This is a genomic window from Pluralibacter gergoviae ATCC 33028 = NBRC 105706, assembly GCF_001598855.1.
Classification (GTDB): domain Bacteria; phylum Pseudomonadota; class Gammaproteobacteria; order Enterobacterales; family Enterobacteriaceae; genus Pluralibacter; species Pluralibacter gergoviae.
On record NZ_BCZS01000018.1, the window covers coordinates 15867 to 31443 of the forward strand.

Below are 15577 nucleotides of genomic sequence, written 5' to 3' on the forward strand. Positions count from 1 at the left end.
TTTTACCGCTACGTTTGCCGCCACGATAACAAACAGGTTCAGGATATGCTTTCAACACCTTCACCGGCCAAGGGCAAATTTAGCTGGCAGGCCCTCGTCTGGGCGCTGCTCTACTTCTGGTTTTTCTCTACGCTGCTGCAGGCCATTATCTGCTTCAGCGGCTTCAGCGGTACTAACGGGCTGCGCGACTCCCTGCTGTTCAGCTCCCTGTGGCTGATCCCGATATTTCTTTTTCCTGCCAGAACCCGCGCCATTGCCGCCGTCATCGGTATCGTACTGTGGGCCGCATCGCTGGCCACGCTCTGCTACTACGTGATTTACGGCCAGGAGTTCTCCCAGAGCGTGATGTTCACGATGTTCGAATCGAACACCGGCGAGGCGGGAGAGTACCTGACGCAGTACTTCAGCTGGAAAATTGTGCTCACCGCTATCGCCTACACGGCGGTGGTTATTTTCCTCTGGACCCGTCTCAAGCCGGTCTATATTCCGTCGCCGTGGCGCTGGCTGGTGTCATTTGCCCTGCTGTACGGACTGATCCTTAATCCGCTGATTACGGGCACCTTTATTAAGCACAAGCCCATTGAGAAAACGCTCAACGGCATGGCCTCGCGCATGGAGCCCGCCGCGCCGTGGCAGTTTATTACCGGCTACTACCAGTACCGCCAGCAGCTGAGCAGCCTTAACCGCCTGCTGGACGCCAACAACGCCCTGCCGCCGCTGGCCAATCTGAAGGACAGCTCCGGCGACGCGCCGCGCACGCTGGTACTGGTCATCGGCGAATCCACCCAGCGCGGCCGCATGAGCCTCTACGGCTACCCGCGTGAAACCACGCCGGAGCTGGACGCGATGCACAAGAGCGATAAAAACCTGACCGTCTTTAACGACGTCGTCACCTCGCGGCCCTATACCATTGAGATCCTGCAGCAGGCCCTGACCTTCGCCAACGAGCAGCATCCGGACCTCTATCTGACCAAACCGTCGCTGATGAATATGATGAAGCAGGCCGGATATAAGACCTTCTGGATCACCAACCAGCAGACAATGACCGAGCGCAACACCATGCTGACGGTATTTTCCGAGCAGACGGATAAGCAGTTCTATATGAATCAGCAGCGCACCCAGAGCGCGCGCGAGTACGACACCAACGTGCTGGCGCCGTTTAAAGAGGTGATGGCCGATCCGGCGCCGAAGAAGTTTATCGTCGTGCACCTGCTGGGGACGCACATCAAGTACAAATACCGCTATCCGGAAAACTGGGGCAAGTTTGACGGTAAGATGGATACCGTTCCCAGCAACCTCTCCGACGATCAGCGCGAGGATTACAACGACTACGACAACGCCAACCGCTACAACGATCACGTGGTGGCCAGCCTGATTAACAGCTACAGGGCGACCGATCCTAACGGCTTCCTGCTCTACTTCTCCGACCACGGCGAAGAGGTGTACGACACGCCTCCGCACCAGACGCAGGGCCGCAACGAAGGCAACCCGACGCGCCATATGTACACCGTGCCGTTCCTGCTATGGACGTCCGATAAGTGGCAGTCGGCCCATCCGCGCGACTTTTCGCAGGACGTGGACCGCAAGTACAGCAGCGCAGAGCTTATCCACACCTGGTCCGATCTGGCCGGCCTGAGCTATGACGGCTACGACCCGACGCGCTCGATTACCAGCCCGCAGTTCAAAGAGACCACCCGCTGGATTGGCGACCCCTACAAACCGGCGACGCTAAAATCTTACGATAGCCTGCCGTACGGCGAATCTGTCGGCAATCAGTAGTTACCGGAGGCCACTTTTACAGTGGCCTTTTTACATCGCGGCGGTTACTGTTTCCCGGTCACGGAACTGCGGAACGCGCTATGTATCAGGATATCAGCCACCTTCTCTCTTGCTTTGCTGACGGCACCACGCCGCTCGGACGGATCTTCTTTGCCGACGGCGGCGGCGCGCCGCCGAAGCTCTCCTGGCAGGTTGATTTTCCCCGGCTGGAGCTGGTGCTGGCGGGCGAGTGCGCCGATGCGGCAGTCGCCGACGACGTGAGCCTCAGCGCAGGCGATATCCTCTACGTTCCGCCGGGCAGCTGGAACTTTCCGCTGCGCCGGGCGCCGGTAACCACCCTCAGCATTCTTTTCGGCAAGCAGCAGCTCGGCTTTAGCGTGGTGGCGTGGGATGGCGAAACCTCGCAGAATCTTGCCCGCCAGCACGTCGCCCGCCGCGGCCCGCGCATCGGCTCCTTTCTGCTGCAGACCCTTGGCGAAATGCAGATGCAGCCGCAGGAGCAGCAGACGGCCCGGCTTATCGTCGCCAGCCTGCTCAGCCACTGCCGCGACCTGCTCGGCAGCCAGATCCAGACAGCGTCGCGCAGCCAGGCGCTGTTTGAGGCCATCCGCGACCATATTGACCGACACTACGCCTCGCCGCTCACCCGCGAGTCGGTGGCGCAGGCGTTCTATATCTCCCCCAACTACCTCTCTCATCTGTTCCAGAAAAGCGGCGGGCAGGGCTTTAACGAATACCTGAATCACGTCAGGCTGGAGCAGGCGAAAACGCTGCTGAAGGGATACGATCTGAAGGTCAAAGAGGTGGCCCGCAGCTGCGGGTTTGTCGACAGCAACTACTTCTGCCGCCTGTTTCGCAAAAACACCGAGCGCTCGCCGACCGAGTACCGCCGCCAGTACCACAGCCAGCTGACGGAAAAAGCGGCTAGTTCAGAATAAGGTGGGTGCGCTGCGGCGCGGCCAGCACCTTGCGCACCGCGCTCATGACTTTAGACGGATCGCGCAGAAAAGCGCTGATCCCCGACTGCACGTAGCTGCTGTCGATAAAGCGTTCCGCGCCCGCCAGCTCAATATCGGTGATCAGCAGCACGGCATCGGCGCGCTGAATATCCTCCTCGCTGAGCAGATTCTCAGTGCCCAGCGCGCCCTGCGTCTCTATTTTGATCTGCCATTTCTCCTGCTGGCAGAGCTTCTCCAGCCGCTCGGCGGCCATATAGGTGTGCGCCACGCCGCTCACGCAGGCGGTGACGGCAACCAGATATCGAACAGGGACGATGGCCATATTAACCTCCGAGTGTGACCTGAAATCCGGCGTCTTCCGCCATCTCGCGCAATCGCGCAATCTCCTGCGCCGCGGGCGCCTTTACCTCGCCCATCGTCCAGCGCCTGCCGAGCAGGCGGTATTTCGGCGCGCCGTAGAGGTGAAAAGGCAGCAGGTGGACCTGCTTAATACCCAATGATGACAGCTGCGTCAACGCCTGCTGCAGATTCTCAGGGCTCAGGGTGTAGCCGGGGATCAGCGGCAGGCGCGGGATCACGTTGATGCCTTCCCTGACCAGCAGGCGCAGGTTCTCCAGCACTCTGGGCATATTGATATTGACCACCGCCTTCGCCAGCAGAGGGTCCATAATTTTCAGGTCGAACAGCACTTCATCGCACAAGTGCGCCAGCGGCAGCAGCCGGCCGGACGGCGCATCGCCCGCCGTTTCGATGGCGCAGGCGACGCCCCAGCGCCGCAGGCGCGCGAGAAAACGCGTCGCAAAGGGCGCCTGCATCAGCACCTCGCCGCCGGAGAGCGTCACGCCGCCGCCGGAGGTGCGAAAGAAAAGCTCGTCTTTCATCACCTCTTTTTCCAGCGCGTCAAGGGTCACGTCGCGGCCAATGCGCTCAAACGCGCCGGAGGGGCACTCGTCGGCATCGCGCAGGCAGGTGGCGCAGCGCAGGCACTTGCTCTCCCGGCGCACGGTTTCGATTTTCGGCGACATCGACTCCGGGTTGGCGCACCACGGACAGGTGTGCGGGCAGCCTTTAAAAAAGACCACCGTTCGGATCCCCTCGCCGTCATTCAGCGAGTAGCGCTGAATGTTAAAGATGCGCGCGACATCTTCGCCGCGCGGCTCGACGACCTCACAGCTGATGCGCGGTGCGGCGAATGATGTCATCCTGGATCTCCTTCGACAGCTCGACAAAGAAGGCGCTGTAGCCGGCAACGCGGACCACCAGCCCGGCAAAGTCCTGAGGCCGCTGCTGGGCCTCGCGCAGCGTATCGGCGTTGACCACGTTAAACTGGATGTGCTGCAATTTGAGCTGGGTAAAGGCGCGCAGGAAGTCCGCCAGCTTGCGCAGCCCGGCATCGCCCTCCAGCGTCGCCGGCGTGAACTTGACGTTCAGCAGCGTGCCGTTGGAGAGCAGCGTGTTATCCAGCTTGCTCACCGACTTGAGCACCGCCGTCGGGCCCTGCATGTCCTGACCGAGCATCGGCGACAGCCCGCCGTCCGCCAGCTGCTCCCCGGCGTAGCGTCCGTCCGGCGTTGCGCCGACCACCGAGCCGAGCGGTACGTGGGCGGAAACGGTATAGGAGCCCGGCGTAAAATAGCCGCCGCGCGGGTTGCGGTATTTCTCCACTTCCTTGCAGTAGTGGCGCAGCAGCCCGGCGCTGATGTTATCCACGTCGTCGATATCGTTGCCGTACTTCTCGAAGCGGTTGATCAACCTTGCGCGCACCTTCTCACCCTCCGGCGTGGCGAAATTAGCCTTCAGCACCGCCAGCAGTTCGTCAAAGCTCAGGCGCTGCTGCTCGAACACCATCCCCTTCAGGGCGTTAAGCGAGTCGCTCAGGTTGGCGATGCCGATACCCTGCACGCCGGAGAAATTGTAGCGCGCGCCGCCGTCGGTAATATCGCGCCCGTTTTCGATGCAGTCGCTGATAAACGAGGAGAGCAGCGGCACCGGCGCCCAGTCGCGGTGGCCGATATCGCAGATGTTGCTGCCCTCAACCATCAGGGAAATATAGTGGTCTATCTTGCTGCGGATGTGCGCCAGCAGCCCTTCATAGCTCAGCGCGGCGTTGCCTTCATTTTCATACAGGCTAATCTCCATCACTTTCAGCAGGTTAAACATCGCGATATCGTGCAGGCCGTAGGTGCGCCCGGGAATGGAGAGCTCTACGCAGCCGACGACCGCGTAGTCGCGGGCGTCTTCCAGCGATACGCCGCGGTTGAGGAAAGCGGGAACCACCGCTTCATCGTTAAAAATCTGCGGAATGCCGGTCCCGAGGCGAATAGTTTCCGCCGTTTTCATCAGGAACGGCGTGTCGATCAGGGCATTGGTGCGCACCCCGAGGTTAGGCTGCGGCAGCTGCACGCTCTGATAAGCGTCCAGACAAAGGAACGACAGTACGTTCACCGCGCTGCGCCCGCTCTCCGTCAGGCCGCCGAGCAGCGCGGTGTAGCCGGTAGGAAAGCCGGCGAAGTAGCGGGCGCTGCCGGTGGATCGCAGCAGCACGATGTCGTTGCACTTCACCCACAGCGATTCGAGAAGCTCCTTAAGAAACGCCGGATCTTCGCCCTGGCTGAGGGACGCCTGATAAAACGGCAGCATATACTGATCGAAGCGGCCCAGCGATAACGAGCTGGCATTGGATTCGTACTGCAGAATGATATTGAGGTACCAGAACAGCTGGCACGCCTGCCAGAAGGTCTGCGGCTTGTGCCGGGCATTGTGGCGCGAGTTGGCGGCTATCGCCAGCAGCTCCTCGCGGCGGCGCGGGTCCTCGCAGGCTGCGGCCATCTCGTCGGCAAGCGCGGCATAGCGCAGGATATGCTTTTGCGACGCTTTCAGCAGCAGCGCCGCCGCCTGGTAAAAGTGATTTTCCGGCTCGCGCCGGCAGTGCTGGCGCATCTGCGCCACCAGCGCATCAAGGCCGTGATTGAGCAGGTGTGGGTAATCGATAATGATGTGCCCCTGCCCTTTATCGGTCTGGTTAACGCTGAAAATCTGGGTACTGACGGCGGCCTTCACCTCATCGGTCATCTGGCCGTTGATAAAGTCCTTCATCGAGCGCTTTTCCCAGTAGGGGAACAGCTCGCTGCGGTAGATCTCTTTATCTGCATCGCTGATATCGAAGCGGTCCTGCGGCCGGGTGGAAAAGGCGTCCAGCTCCTTGAGCAGCCAGTAGGGGTCCATTTCCGGCGACATAATGCCCGCCCGCGGCTTAACCGTGCGGTTGCCGGCAATCAGTTCCTCATCGCGAATCGAAATCTCTACGTGCTCAAGAATATGCGCCGTCGCCTTCGCGCGGCGCAGGATAACCGGCTCGCCTTCGGTCTGGCGGTGGCTGGCGGTATAGAGCAGCGCGCGCTCAAGAGAGATTTCGCGGTTGCTCTGAAACAGAGCGTCTTTCAGGCGCTGAATACGATTCGTCATGAGGAACTCCTGTAGAAAAGAGAAGCCCGCCCGTCCGGGCGGGAGAGGGATCAGGCCGTTTGCTTCAGGTGCGCATCAATTTTGCTCATAATGGCATCCGCGCGCTTCACGGCATCGCTGATGTTGACGCGCACGATGGTTTTACCGCTGAAGCGCTCCTCCTGCTTAATGCCGATGTCTTTGGTCAGAATCACCAGATCCGCGCTGGCAACATCGTCGGCGGTCAGTTCGTTTTCAAGCCCGATAGAGCCCTGAGTCTCTACCTTCACTTCCCAGCCTTTCGCCTTCGCAGCGCTCTCAAGCGCCTCGGCGGCCATATAGGTATGGGCGACGCCCGACGGGCAGGCGGTTACGGCAATAATCTTAGTCATGGCTCACTCCTCGCTTAATTAATTTCGAAATCTAAATCCAGATCGTCGGCGCCGTCTTCAGCCGGGACGACCTTTTTACGGGCGACGCTTTTCAGGACGGTGACGCAGGCGGCGGTTACGACGGCCCCGACGGCGACGGCGGCGATATAGCCCAGCTTGCCCTCAACCACCGGCAGCACGATAAGACCGCCCCAGCCCGCATAACACTGGGCACCGAACAGCGCCGCGGTCGCCGCGCCGCAGGCGGAGCCGATCATGATGGAAGGAATAACGCGCAGCGGGTCGGAGGCGGCAAATGGAATAGCGCCTTCGGTCACGCCGACGCAGCCCATCACCAGCGCCGCTTTACCCGCCTCGCGCTCTTCCGGGGTAAAGTTTTTGCGCCCCACCAGCGTTGCCAGCCCGAGGCCCAGCGGCGGTACGCAGATGGCGACGGCGGCGATAGCCACCACGGTATACACGCCCTGCGACACGCAGATCAGCATGAAGGCATAGGCAACCTTATTCACCGGTCCGCCCATATCGAAGGCCAGCATCAGGCCCATAATCACCGCCAGCAGGACGATGCTGCCCTGCTGCATCCCCTGCAGCCACTGGGTCAGGCCGCTGGTCAGCGCGCCCACCGGCTCACCGAGCCCCCACATCATGATGCCTGCGGTCACAAAGGTGCCGACGATCGGGATGACAAAGATAGGCATTACCGAGCGCAGGACCTTATGCACCGGAATTTTTTTCAGATAGTGAACCACGATACCGCCGATAATCCCGGCGATCAGCGCGCCGAAGAAGCCGGCGCCGAAGCTGTTGCCCACCCAGGCGCCGATAGCGCAGGGCGCCAGCGCGGAGCGTTCGGCAATGGAGTAGCCGATATAGGCGGCAAGAAAGGGCACCATCAGCGTGAGCCCGGCGACGCCAATATCAAACAGCTTTTTCAGATTCGGATCGGTCGCGGCGTCCGGCACGGCGCCCTTGCCGTACAGCATGACGGAAACCGCCAGCAAAATACCGCCTGCTACGACGAAGGGGATCATATGCGAAACGCCGGTCATCAGGTGCTGACGGGTGTTCTTCAGGATCTGCACCAAGTCATTCATAAGTCGCTCCCGGGCGAGTAATGCCCTGTCCGTAATGTGGTTACGGAAAACAATAGGCAATCCGCAATGGCGCAGACAGTGGACAAAAAGGTCATTTACTGGACTTTTGTAATATCAGTACAAAAATGAGATCCGCTTCATAACTTCATTCCCCGCCATTTTTCCCGCACAAGCGGCAATTTGCGAGCTGCTTCGCACTTTGGCGTTGATATTACATTTGTCCAGCTTTTGGCAGATTTGTCACATAGTACGCCGCCGGGAAGCCCTTTTATGCTGTATCAGAAATATTACGCAGGAGAGAAGAGATGGCCCTGATTGTGGAATTTACCTGTGAGCTGCCCAACGGCGTCCACGCCCGCCCGGCGAGCCACGTCGAGACGTTGTGCAACACCTTCACCTCACAGATCGAATGGCATAACCTGCGCACCGACCGCAAGGGCAGCGCCAAAAGCGCCCTGTCGCTTATCGGCACCGACACGCTGGCCGGCGACAGCTGCCGCCTGACCATCAGCGGCAGCGACGAAGAGGCCGCCCACCGGCGTCTGAGCCGCTGGCTGGTCGAAGAGTTTCCCCACTGCGACGCGCCGCTGGCGGGCGAGCCGCAGCATGAAATGTCCGCGCTGCCGGTCTCGCTGACCAACCTCAATCCGCAGCTGTTCCGCGCCCGCCCGGTTTGCGGCGGCAGCGCCATCGGCGATCTGGTCCTGCTCGCCTCTCTCGACCTCAACGCTATCGGCCCGCTGCCGGACGTCAGAACGCCGGAAGAGGAGCAATCCGCGCTGGATAAAGGGCTGGCGCTGCTGCTTAAAAGCATCGATTTTCGCCTGCTGGACAGCGACGGCACGACCGGCGCGATCCTTGAAGCCCACCGCTCGCTGGCGGGCGATGCCGCGCTGCGCCAGCACCTGCTGGACGGCGTATCGCGCGGTCTGAGCTGCGCCGAGGCCGTTATCGCCAGCGCCCGCCACTTCGGCGATGAATTCTCGCGCTCGGCAAGCGGCTACCTGCAGGAGCGCGCGCTGGACGTGCGCGACGTCTGCTTACAGCTGCTGCAGCAGATCTACGGCGAGCAGCGCTTCCCGGCGCCGGGCAAGCTCACCCGACCCGCCGTCTGCATGGCCGACGAACTGACGCCGAGCCAGTTCCTTGAGCTGGATAAAACCCTGCTGAAGGGGCTGCTGCTCAAAAGCGGCGGCACCACCTCCCACACCGTGATCCTCGCCCGCTCCTTCAATATCCCGACGCTGGTCGGCGTGGAGATGGAGGCGCTGACGCCGTGGCTGCATAAAACGGTGTGCATTGACGGCAACGCCGGCGCCGTGGTGGTGGCCCCGGATGACGCGGTAGCACGCTACTACCTGCAGGAGGCGCGGGTCCAGGCGGCGCTGCGCGAGCAGCAGCGCGTCTGGCTTACCCGCGAGGCGCGCACCGCCGACGGTATCCGCATCGAGGTGGCGGCCAACATCGCCCACTCGGTGGAAGCCCAGGCGGCGTTCGGCAACGGCGCGGAAGCCGTCGGCCTGTTCCGCACCGAAATGCTCTATATGGATCGCAGCAGCGCCCCCGGCGAGAGCGAGCTATACAACATCTTCTGCCAGGCGCTGGAGTCCGCCCAGGGGCGCAGCATTATTGTGCGCACGATGGATATCGGCGGCGACAAGCCGGTGGACTACCTCAATATTCCCGCCGAAGCCAACCCGTTCCTCGGCTACCGCGCGGTGCGCATCTATGAAGAGTATGCCGCGCTGTTCACCACCCAGCTGCGGGCGATCCTGCGGGCCTCGGCCCACGGCAGCCTCAAAATCATGATCCCGATGATCTCCTCCATGGAAGAGATCCTGTGGGTGAAAGAGAAGCTGGCGGAGGCGAAGCAGCAGCTGCGCGCCAAACACGAGCCTTTTGATGAGCGGACCCCGCTCGGCATCATGCTGGAGGTGCCGTCGGTGATGTTCATCATCGACCAGTGCTGCGAAGAGATAGACTTCTTCAGCATCGGCAGCAACGACCTGACCCAGTACCTGCTGGCGGTAGATCGCGACAACGCGAAAGTGACCCGCCACTACAACAGCCTGAATCCGGCTTTCCTGCGGGCGCTGGATTTCGCCGTGCAGGCGGTACACCGCCAGGGCAAATGGATTGGCCTGTGCGGCGAGCTGGGCGCTAAAGGTTCGGTGCTGCCGCTGCTGGTGGGCCTGGGGCTGGATGAGGTCAGCATGAGCGCGCCGTCGATTCCGGCGGCCAAAGCGCGCATGGCCCGGCTCGACAGCCGCGCCTGCCGACAGCTGCTCAACCAGGCAATGGCCTGCCGCACCTCTCTTGAAGTGGAGCACCTGCTGGCGCAGTTTCGCATGAGCCAGCAGGATGCGCCGCTGGTCACCGCGGAGTGCATTACCCTCGACAGCGACTGGCGCAGCAAAGAAGAGGTGCTGAAGGGTATGACCGACAATCTGCTGCTGGCGGGCCGCTGCCGCTATCCGCGCAAGCTGGAGGCCGACCTGTGGGCCCGCGAAGCGGTCTTCTCCACCGGACTCGGCTTCAGCTTCGCCATCCCGCACAGCAAATCAGAGCACATCGAACAGTCCACGATCAGCGTGGCGCGCCTGCCAGCGCCGGTGCGCTGGGGCGATGAGGAGGCGCAGTTCATCATCATGCTGACCCTCAATAAACACGCCGCCGGCGATCAGCATATGCGCATCTTCTCGCGCCTGGCGCGGCGCATTATGCACGAAGAATTTCGCAGCGCGCTGGTGAACGCCGCCTCCGCCGGGGCTATCGCCGCTCTGCTGCAACACGAACTGGAACTTTAAAAGGACACACTATGGAACTGTATCTGGATACCGCCAACGTCGCCGACGTTGAGCGCCTGGCGCGCATTTTTCCCATCGCGGGCGTCACCACCAACCCGAGTATCGTCGCCGCCAGTAAAGAATCCATCTGGGACGTGCTGCCCCGCCTGCAGAATACCCTCGGCGAGAAAGGCACGCTGTTTGCGCAGACCATGAGCCGCGACGCGCAGGGCATGGTGGCGGAGGCGAAGCGCCTGAGCAACGCGGTGCCGGGAATTGTGGTGAAAATCCCCGTCACCGCAGAAGGCCTGGCAGCCATTAAGCAGCTGAAAAAAGAGGGCATCACCACTCTCGGCACCGCCGTCTACAGCGCGGCGCAGGGTCTGCTGGCCGCGCTGGCGGGGGCGAAATACGTCGCGCCCTACGTCAACCGCGTCGATGCCCAGGGCGGCGACGGCATCCGCACCGTACAGGAGCTGCAGGCCCTGCTGGCGCTGCACGCACCCGACAGCATGGTGCTGGCTGCCAGCTTCAAAACGCCGCGTCAGGCGCTCGACTGTCTGCTGGCGGGCTGCGAAGCAATCACGCTTCCTGTGGATGTAGCGCAACAAATGCTGAATACACCTGCGGTAGAGTCGGCGATAGAGAAGTTTGAGTCAGACTGGAAAAACGCATTCGGCCACATCAACCTTTGAGGAAGAAGCAATATGGATCGCATTATTCAATCACCGGGTAAATATATTCAGGGTCCGGACGCGGTATCGCGTCTGGGAGACTATCTGAAGCCGATGGCCGAACGCTGGCTAGTGGTGGGCGACAAGTTCGTCTTAGGCTTTGCTCAGAGCACGCTGGAAGAGAGCGGCAGAGCGGCAGGCATAGCGCTGAAGATCGTTCCTTTCGGCGGCGAGTGCTCGCAGAATGAAATCGACCGCCTGCGCGCTATCGCGCAAGAAGCGGGCTGCGACGCGGTGCTCGGCATCGGCGGCGGTAAAACCCTCGATACGGCAAAAGCGCTGGCCCACTATATGGCCGTACCCGTTGCCATCGCGCCGACCATCGCCTCCACCGATGCACCGTGCAGCGCGCTCTCCGTTATCTACACCGATAGCGGCGAATTTGACCGCTACCTGCTGCTGCCGCAGAACCCGAACCTGGTCATTGTGGACACCAAAATTGTCGCCGGCGCGCCGGCCCGCCTGCTGGCGGCGGGTATTGGCGACGCGCTGGCCACCTGGTTTGAAGCCCGCGCCTGCTCGCGCAGCGGCGCCACCACCATGGCGGGCGGCAAGTGCACTCAGGCGGCGCTGGCGCTGGCCGAGCTGTGCTACACCACTCTGCTCGAAGAGGGCGAAAAGGCGATGCTGGCCGCCGGGCAGCACGTCGTTACGCCGGCGCTGGAGCGCATTATTGAGGCCAACACCTACCTCAGCGGCGTCGGTTTCGAGAGCGGCGGCCTGGCGGCGGCGCACGCTATCCACAACGGCCTGACCGCCATCCCGGATGCCCATCACTACTATCATGGTGAAAAGGTGGCCTTTGGTACCCTGACCCAGCTGGTGCTGGAGAACGCCCCGGTAGAAGAAATTGAGACGGCGGCGGCCCTGTGCCACGCCGTCGGCCTGCCGATAACGCTCGCACAGCTGGATATTACCCAGGATATCCCGGCGAAAATGCGCACCGTGGCGGAAGCGGCCTGCGCCGAAGGCGAAACCATCCACAATATGCCGGGCGGCGCGACGCCGGAGCAGGTCTACGCCGCGCTGATGGTGGCCGACCAGTACGGTAAGCGCTTTCTGGAAGAGTGGGAATAACTTAGCGGTGCAGCGGCTGCGGCATTTTCTGAACCCGTATCCGGCGCTTTTTCAGACTGACAATCGCCAGCGCCAGTACGATCAGCACGATGCCGCAGCCCTCAACCGGCCCGGGATTTTCGCCCAGCAGCCACCACGAAAACAGCACGCCGCATACCGGCACCGCCAGCGTACTCAGGCTGGCAATGCCGGCCGGTAGATTCCGCAGGACAAAAAGCCACAGGCTCCACGCTACCGCCGTTGCCAGAATGGCGCTGTAGCCGAGGGCAAAAACCACCGCAGGCTGCCAGCTGATGGCGGGCTGCGGCACCAGCAGGGCAATCCCGCTCATCACAATTGCCGCATACAGCATCTGCCAGCTGGTCAGCGACAGCAGGTCGATATCGGGATGGCGGGCATACATCCGCTTCGCCACGATGGCGCTGGCGCCCCAACTGATGCCGGAAGCGATCGCCAGCAGCGCGCTCTTCATTGAACTGAGATCCAGCTGCCAGGGCTGCAGCACCAGCAGCAGGCCGACGGCGGCTACCGCGATGGCCGCGTACTGCAGGCGGCGCATACGCTCGCCGAGAAACAGCGCCGCCATGATCACCACCCAGAACGGCATGGTGTAGCTGAGGATGGCTACTTTCCCGGCGCCGCCGCTGACCAGCGCCCACTGCGCCAGGCCGACCATGCCGCAGGTCTGCAGCAGCGCGATTGCGAGAGTAAATTTAAAAGGCGTGGGCCGCAGGCCGCGGCCGCGCAGCAGCAGGGCGATAAACAGCACCAGCGCGCCGAAAACGCAGCGCAGCGCGGTGAAGTCAAACGCGCCGATATAGAGCGTGACCTGCTTCATCGCGATCCAGCTGTAGCTCCAGATGATGGTGAGAACGATAAGGCCGCCGATAGCCAGCGGGTTGCTCTTTCCTGAGGCAGTCATGATAGGTCCGGTAAAAGTCGTCAACTCGGGAGGACTATACGCTTACGGACAGATAAAAACACTGCGATACGTGTGGTTATTCACGCATCGCAGTGTGTCAGGCAGGGATTACAGCAGGTCGAAGCGGTCGAGGTTCATTACCTTCACCCAGGCCGCCACGAAGTCTTTAACAAACTTCTCTTTGGCATCGCTGCTGGCGTAAACCTCGGCCACCGCGCGCAGCACGGCGTTGGAGCCGAAGACCAGATCCGCGCGGGTTGCGGTGAACTTCACCTCACCGCTCAGGCGGTCGCGGCCTTCGAACAGCTCGGAAGAGTCATCCGTGGCTTTCCACTCGTGGCGCATATCCAGCAGATTGATGAAGAAGTCGTTGCTGAGCACCCCTTCGCGATCGGTGAACACGCCGTTCTTGCTGCCGTCGAAGTTGGCGCCCATCGCGCGCAGGCCGCCTATCAGCACCGTCAGCTCCGGCGCGGTCAGGGTCAGCTGCTGCGCTTTATCGATCAGCAGCGACTCGGTGGTGGCCGCGTCGAGCTTGGCGCGGTAGTTGCGGAAGCCGTCTGCCGCCGGCTCGAGCAGTTTGAACATCTCGATGTCGGTCTGATCCTGACGCGCATCGACGCGGCCCGGAATAAACGGCACCCTGATGCTCACGCCGGCCGCTTCCGCCGCCTGCTCAACGCCAACCACGCCCGCCAGCACGATAATGTCCGCCAGCGATGCTTTGCCGGCGGCTTTCTGAATCGCTTCCAGCTTCGGCAGCACGCGGGCGGCCACGGCGTTCACGTCCCAGTCGCGCTGCGGCGCCAGCGCCAGGCGCGCGCCGTTCGCCCCGCCGCGCTTGTCGCCGCCGCGGAAGGTGGATGCCGAGGCCCAGGCCACGGAGACCAGCTCGCTCACCGACAGGCCGGCGCGGGCGATCTCCGCTTTCAGACTATCGATATCGGCAGGCGTCGGATGGTAGATGGCCTCCGGCAGCGGATCCTGCCAGATCAGATCTTCTTTCGGCACTTCCGGCCCCAGGTAGCGGGACTTCGGCCCCATATCGCGGTGGGTCAGCTTGAACCACGCGCGGGCGAAAGCTTCGTTGAAGGCCTGCGGGTCGTTAAGGAAGCGGCGGCAGATCTTCTCGAAGTCCGGATCGAAGCGCAGGGTCAGGTCGGTCACCAGCATGGTCGGCTTGCGCTTTTTCGACGGATCGAACGGATCTGGAATAATCTCCGGCGCATCGACGGCTTCAAACTGGATCGCGCCCGCCGGGCTGCGGGTCTGCACCCACTCATATTTGAACAGGTTCTCGAAGAAGTAGTTGCTCCACTGGGTCGGCGTCTGGGTCCAGACCACTTCCAGACCGGACGTAATCGCGTCTGCGCCGGAGCCGGAGCCGTGGCTGTTGGCCCAGCCGAGACCCATCGATTCGATAGGGGCGGCTTCCGGATCGGGACCGACGTTGGTGGCCGAGGCCGCGCCGTGGGTTTTACCCAGCGTGTGGCCGCCGGCGATCAGCGCCACGGTCTCTTCATCGTTCATACCCATGTTGCCGAAAGTGGCGCGAATCGCCGCCGCCGCCGACAGCGGTTCGCCGCTGGCTTCCGGACCTTCCGGGTTCACGTAGATAAGGCCCATCTCGGTGGCTGCCAGCGGACGTTTAGCCAGCTCTTCAGGGTCGCGGTGCTTCAGCCAGATAGTTTCATCACCCCAGTTAACGTCGAGATCCGGTTCCCAGACGTCTTGGCGTCCGGCGCCGAAGCCGAAGGTGCGGAAGCCGGAGTTTTCCAGCGCGACGTTACCGGCAAGGATGAAGAGATCGGCCCAGGAGATTTTCTGACCGTATTTCTGCTTAATGGGCCACAGCAGGCGACGGGCCTTGTCGAGGCTGACGTTGTCCGGCCAGGCGTTCAGCGGCGCAAAGCGCTGCTGCCCGCGACCCGCGCCGCCGCGACCGTCTTCGGAGCGGTAGGTGCCCGCGCCGTGCCACGCCATGCGGATAAACAGGCCGCCGTAGCTGCCCCAGTCTGCGGGCCACCACGGCTGTGAATCAGTCAGCAGTTTACGCAGATCGCCTTTCAGCGCGGAGTAGTCCAGCTTGCTGAACTCTTTGCGGTAATCAAACTCTTCGCCGAGCGGGTTAGAGCGGTTCGAGTGCTGGTTGAGAAGGTCAACGCGGAGCTGCTTTGGCCACCAGTCTTTGTTGGTGGTACCCGCACCGGCGCTCTCATCATGACTACCGTGGTTGCTGTGTTGAAAAGGGCACTTGCCCCCTGACGTACTCAGTTCGCTATCTTGTTCGCTCATCTTTTTATGCTCCCTACAATAATCCCGAACCACAATATCTGGCTCTTGAAATAAGTTATAGATGAAAAGATCTACAGAATTGATAGTTATTTCCT

12 protein-coding genes are annotated in these 15577 nt (G+C 61.8%); 5 read left to right on the top strand and 7 right to left on the bottom strand.

The annotated features are described in order from the left end of the window. The first annotated feature begins 45 nt into the window (after window positions 1-45). Together ENGE1_RS17215 and ENGE1_RS17220 are read left to right on the top strand one after the other, a co-directional pair. Entirely contained in the window at window positions 46-1779 is a 1734-nt protein-coding gene (locus ENGE1_RS17215) for a phosphoethanolamine transferase CptA (RefSeq protein ID WP_048254790.1), read from the top strand. Between the two features lie 80 nt (window positions 1780-1859). Continuing rightward, window positions 1860-2717: a helix-turn-helix transcriptional regulator gene (locus ENGE1_RS17220; protein ID WP_048254789.1), complete on the top strand. Its 858-nt coding sequence runs from the start codon at window positions 1860-1862 to the stop codon at window positions 2715-2717. Here ENGE1_RS17220 and ENGE1_RS17225 read toward each other — a convergent pair. From ENGE1_RS17225 to ENGE1_RS17245, 5 genes are read right to left on the bottom strand one after another with little or no spacing between them, the layout of a single operon-like run. Beyond that, the gene (locus ENGE1_RS17225) at window positions 2704-3060 is read right to left on the bottom strand and encodes a PTS fructose-like transporter subunit IIB (RefSeq protein ID WP_048254787.1); all 357 of its coding nucleotides are present in this window, start codon (window positions 3058-3060) and stop codon (window positions 2704-2706) included. The two genes, ENGE1_RS17220 and ENGE1_RS17225, sit on opposite strands and share 14 nt — an antisense overlap. 1 nt (window position 3061) lies before the next feature. Then, window positions 3062-3940, bottom strand: coding sequence for a [formate-C-acetyltransferase]-activating enzyme (locus tag ENGE1_RS17230; protein ID WP_048254786.1), 879 nt, complete (start codon window positions 3938-3940; stop codon window positions 3062-3064). Continuing rightward, complete coding sequence (locus ENGE1_RS17235) at window positions 3906-6203, bottom strand: formate C-acetyltransferase (protein ID WP_048254784.1); 2298 nt, start codon at window positions 6201-6203, stop codon at window positions 3906-3908. The genes ENGE1_RS17230 and ENGE1_RS17235 overlap by 35 nt, the downstream gene beginning before the upstream one ends. Window positions 6204-6253: 50 nt before the next feature. Then, on the bottom strand, window positions 6254-6574 hold the full coding sequence (locus ENGE1_RS17240) for a PTS fructose-like transporter subunit IIB (RefSeq protein WP_045289264.1): 321 nt from the start codon (window positions 6572-6574) through the stop codon (window positions 6254-6256). A gap of 14 nt (window positions 6575-6588) precedes the next feature. Then, entirely contained in the window at window positions 6589-7668 is a 1080-nt protein-coding gene (locus ENGE1_RS17245; RefSeq protein WP_048254783.1) for a PTS fructose transporter subunit EIIC, read from the bottom strand. 305 nt (window positions 7669-7973) lie between these two features. On the opposite strand from ENGE1_RS17245, the gene ptsP reads away from it, so the two are divergent. Genes ptsP through gldA form a run of 3 tightly spaced genes read left to right on the top strand, consistent with a single transcriptional unit; the run spans window position 7974 to window position 12265 of the window. Continuing rightward, entirely contained in the window at window positions 7974-10475 is a 2502-nt protein-coding gene (gene ptsP, locus ENGE1_RS17250) for a phosphoenolpyruvate--protein phosphotransferase (RefSeq protein ID WP_064360661.1), read from the top strand. Window positions 10476-10486: 11 nt separating this feature from the next. After that, window positions 10487-11149 (top strand): fructose-6-phosphate aldolase, encoded by a 663-nt coding sequence (gene fsa, locus ENGE1_RS17255; RefSeq protein ID WP_048254780.1) that lies wholly within the window; start codon window positions 10487-10489, stop codon window positions 11147-11149. 12 nt (window positions 11150-11161) lie between these two features. Beyond that, window positions 11162-12265 carry a bifunctional L-1,2-propanediol dehydrogenase/glycerol dehydrogenase gene (gene gldA, locus ENGE1_RS17260; protein WP_048254778.1) on the top strand — a complete coding sequence of 368 codons (1104 nt, stop codon included), beginning with the start codon at window positions 11162-11164 and terminating at the stop codon, window positions 12263-12265. Between the two features lies 1 nt (window position 12266). Here gldA and ENGE1_RS17265 read toward each other — a convergent pair whose 3' ends face one another. Both ENGE1_RS17265 and katG read right to left on the bottom strand, forming a co-directional pair. Continuing rightward, window positions 12267-13187 (bottom strand): DMT family transporter, encoded by a 921-nt coding sequence (locus tag ENGE1_RS17265; protein WP_048254776.1) that lies wholly within the window; start codon window positions 13185-13187, stop codon window positions 12267-12269. Between the two features lie 108 nt (window positions 13188-13295). Beyond that, window positions 13296-15482, bottom strand: a complete 2187-nt coding sequence (katG, locus tag ENGE1_RS17270; protein ID WP_043081528.1) for a catalase/peroxidase HPI — start codon at window positions 15480-15482, stop codon at window positions 13296-13298. Window positions 15483-15577: the final 95 nt, after the last annotated feature.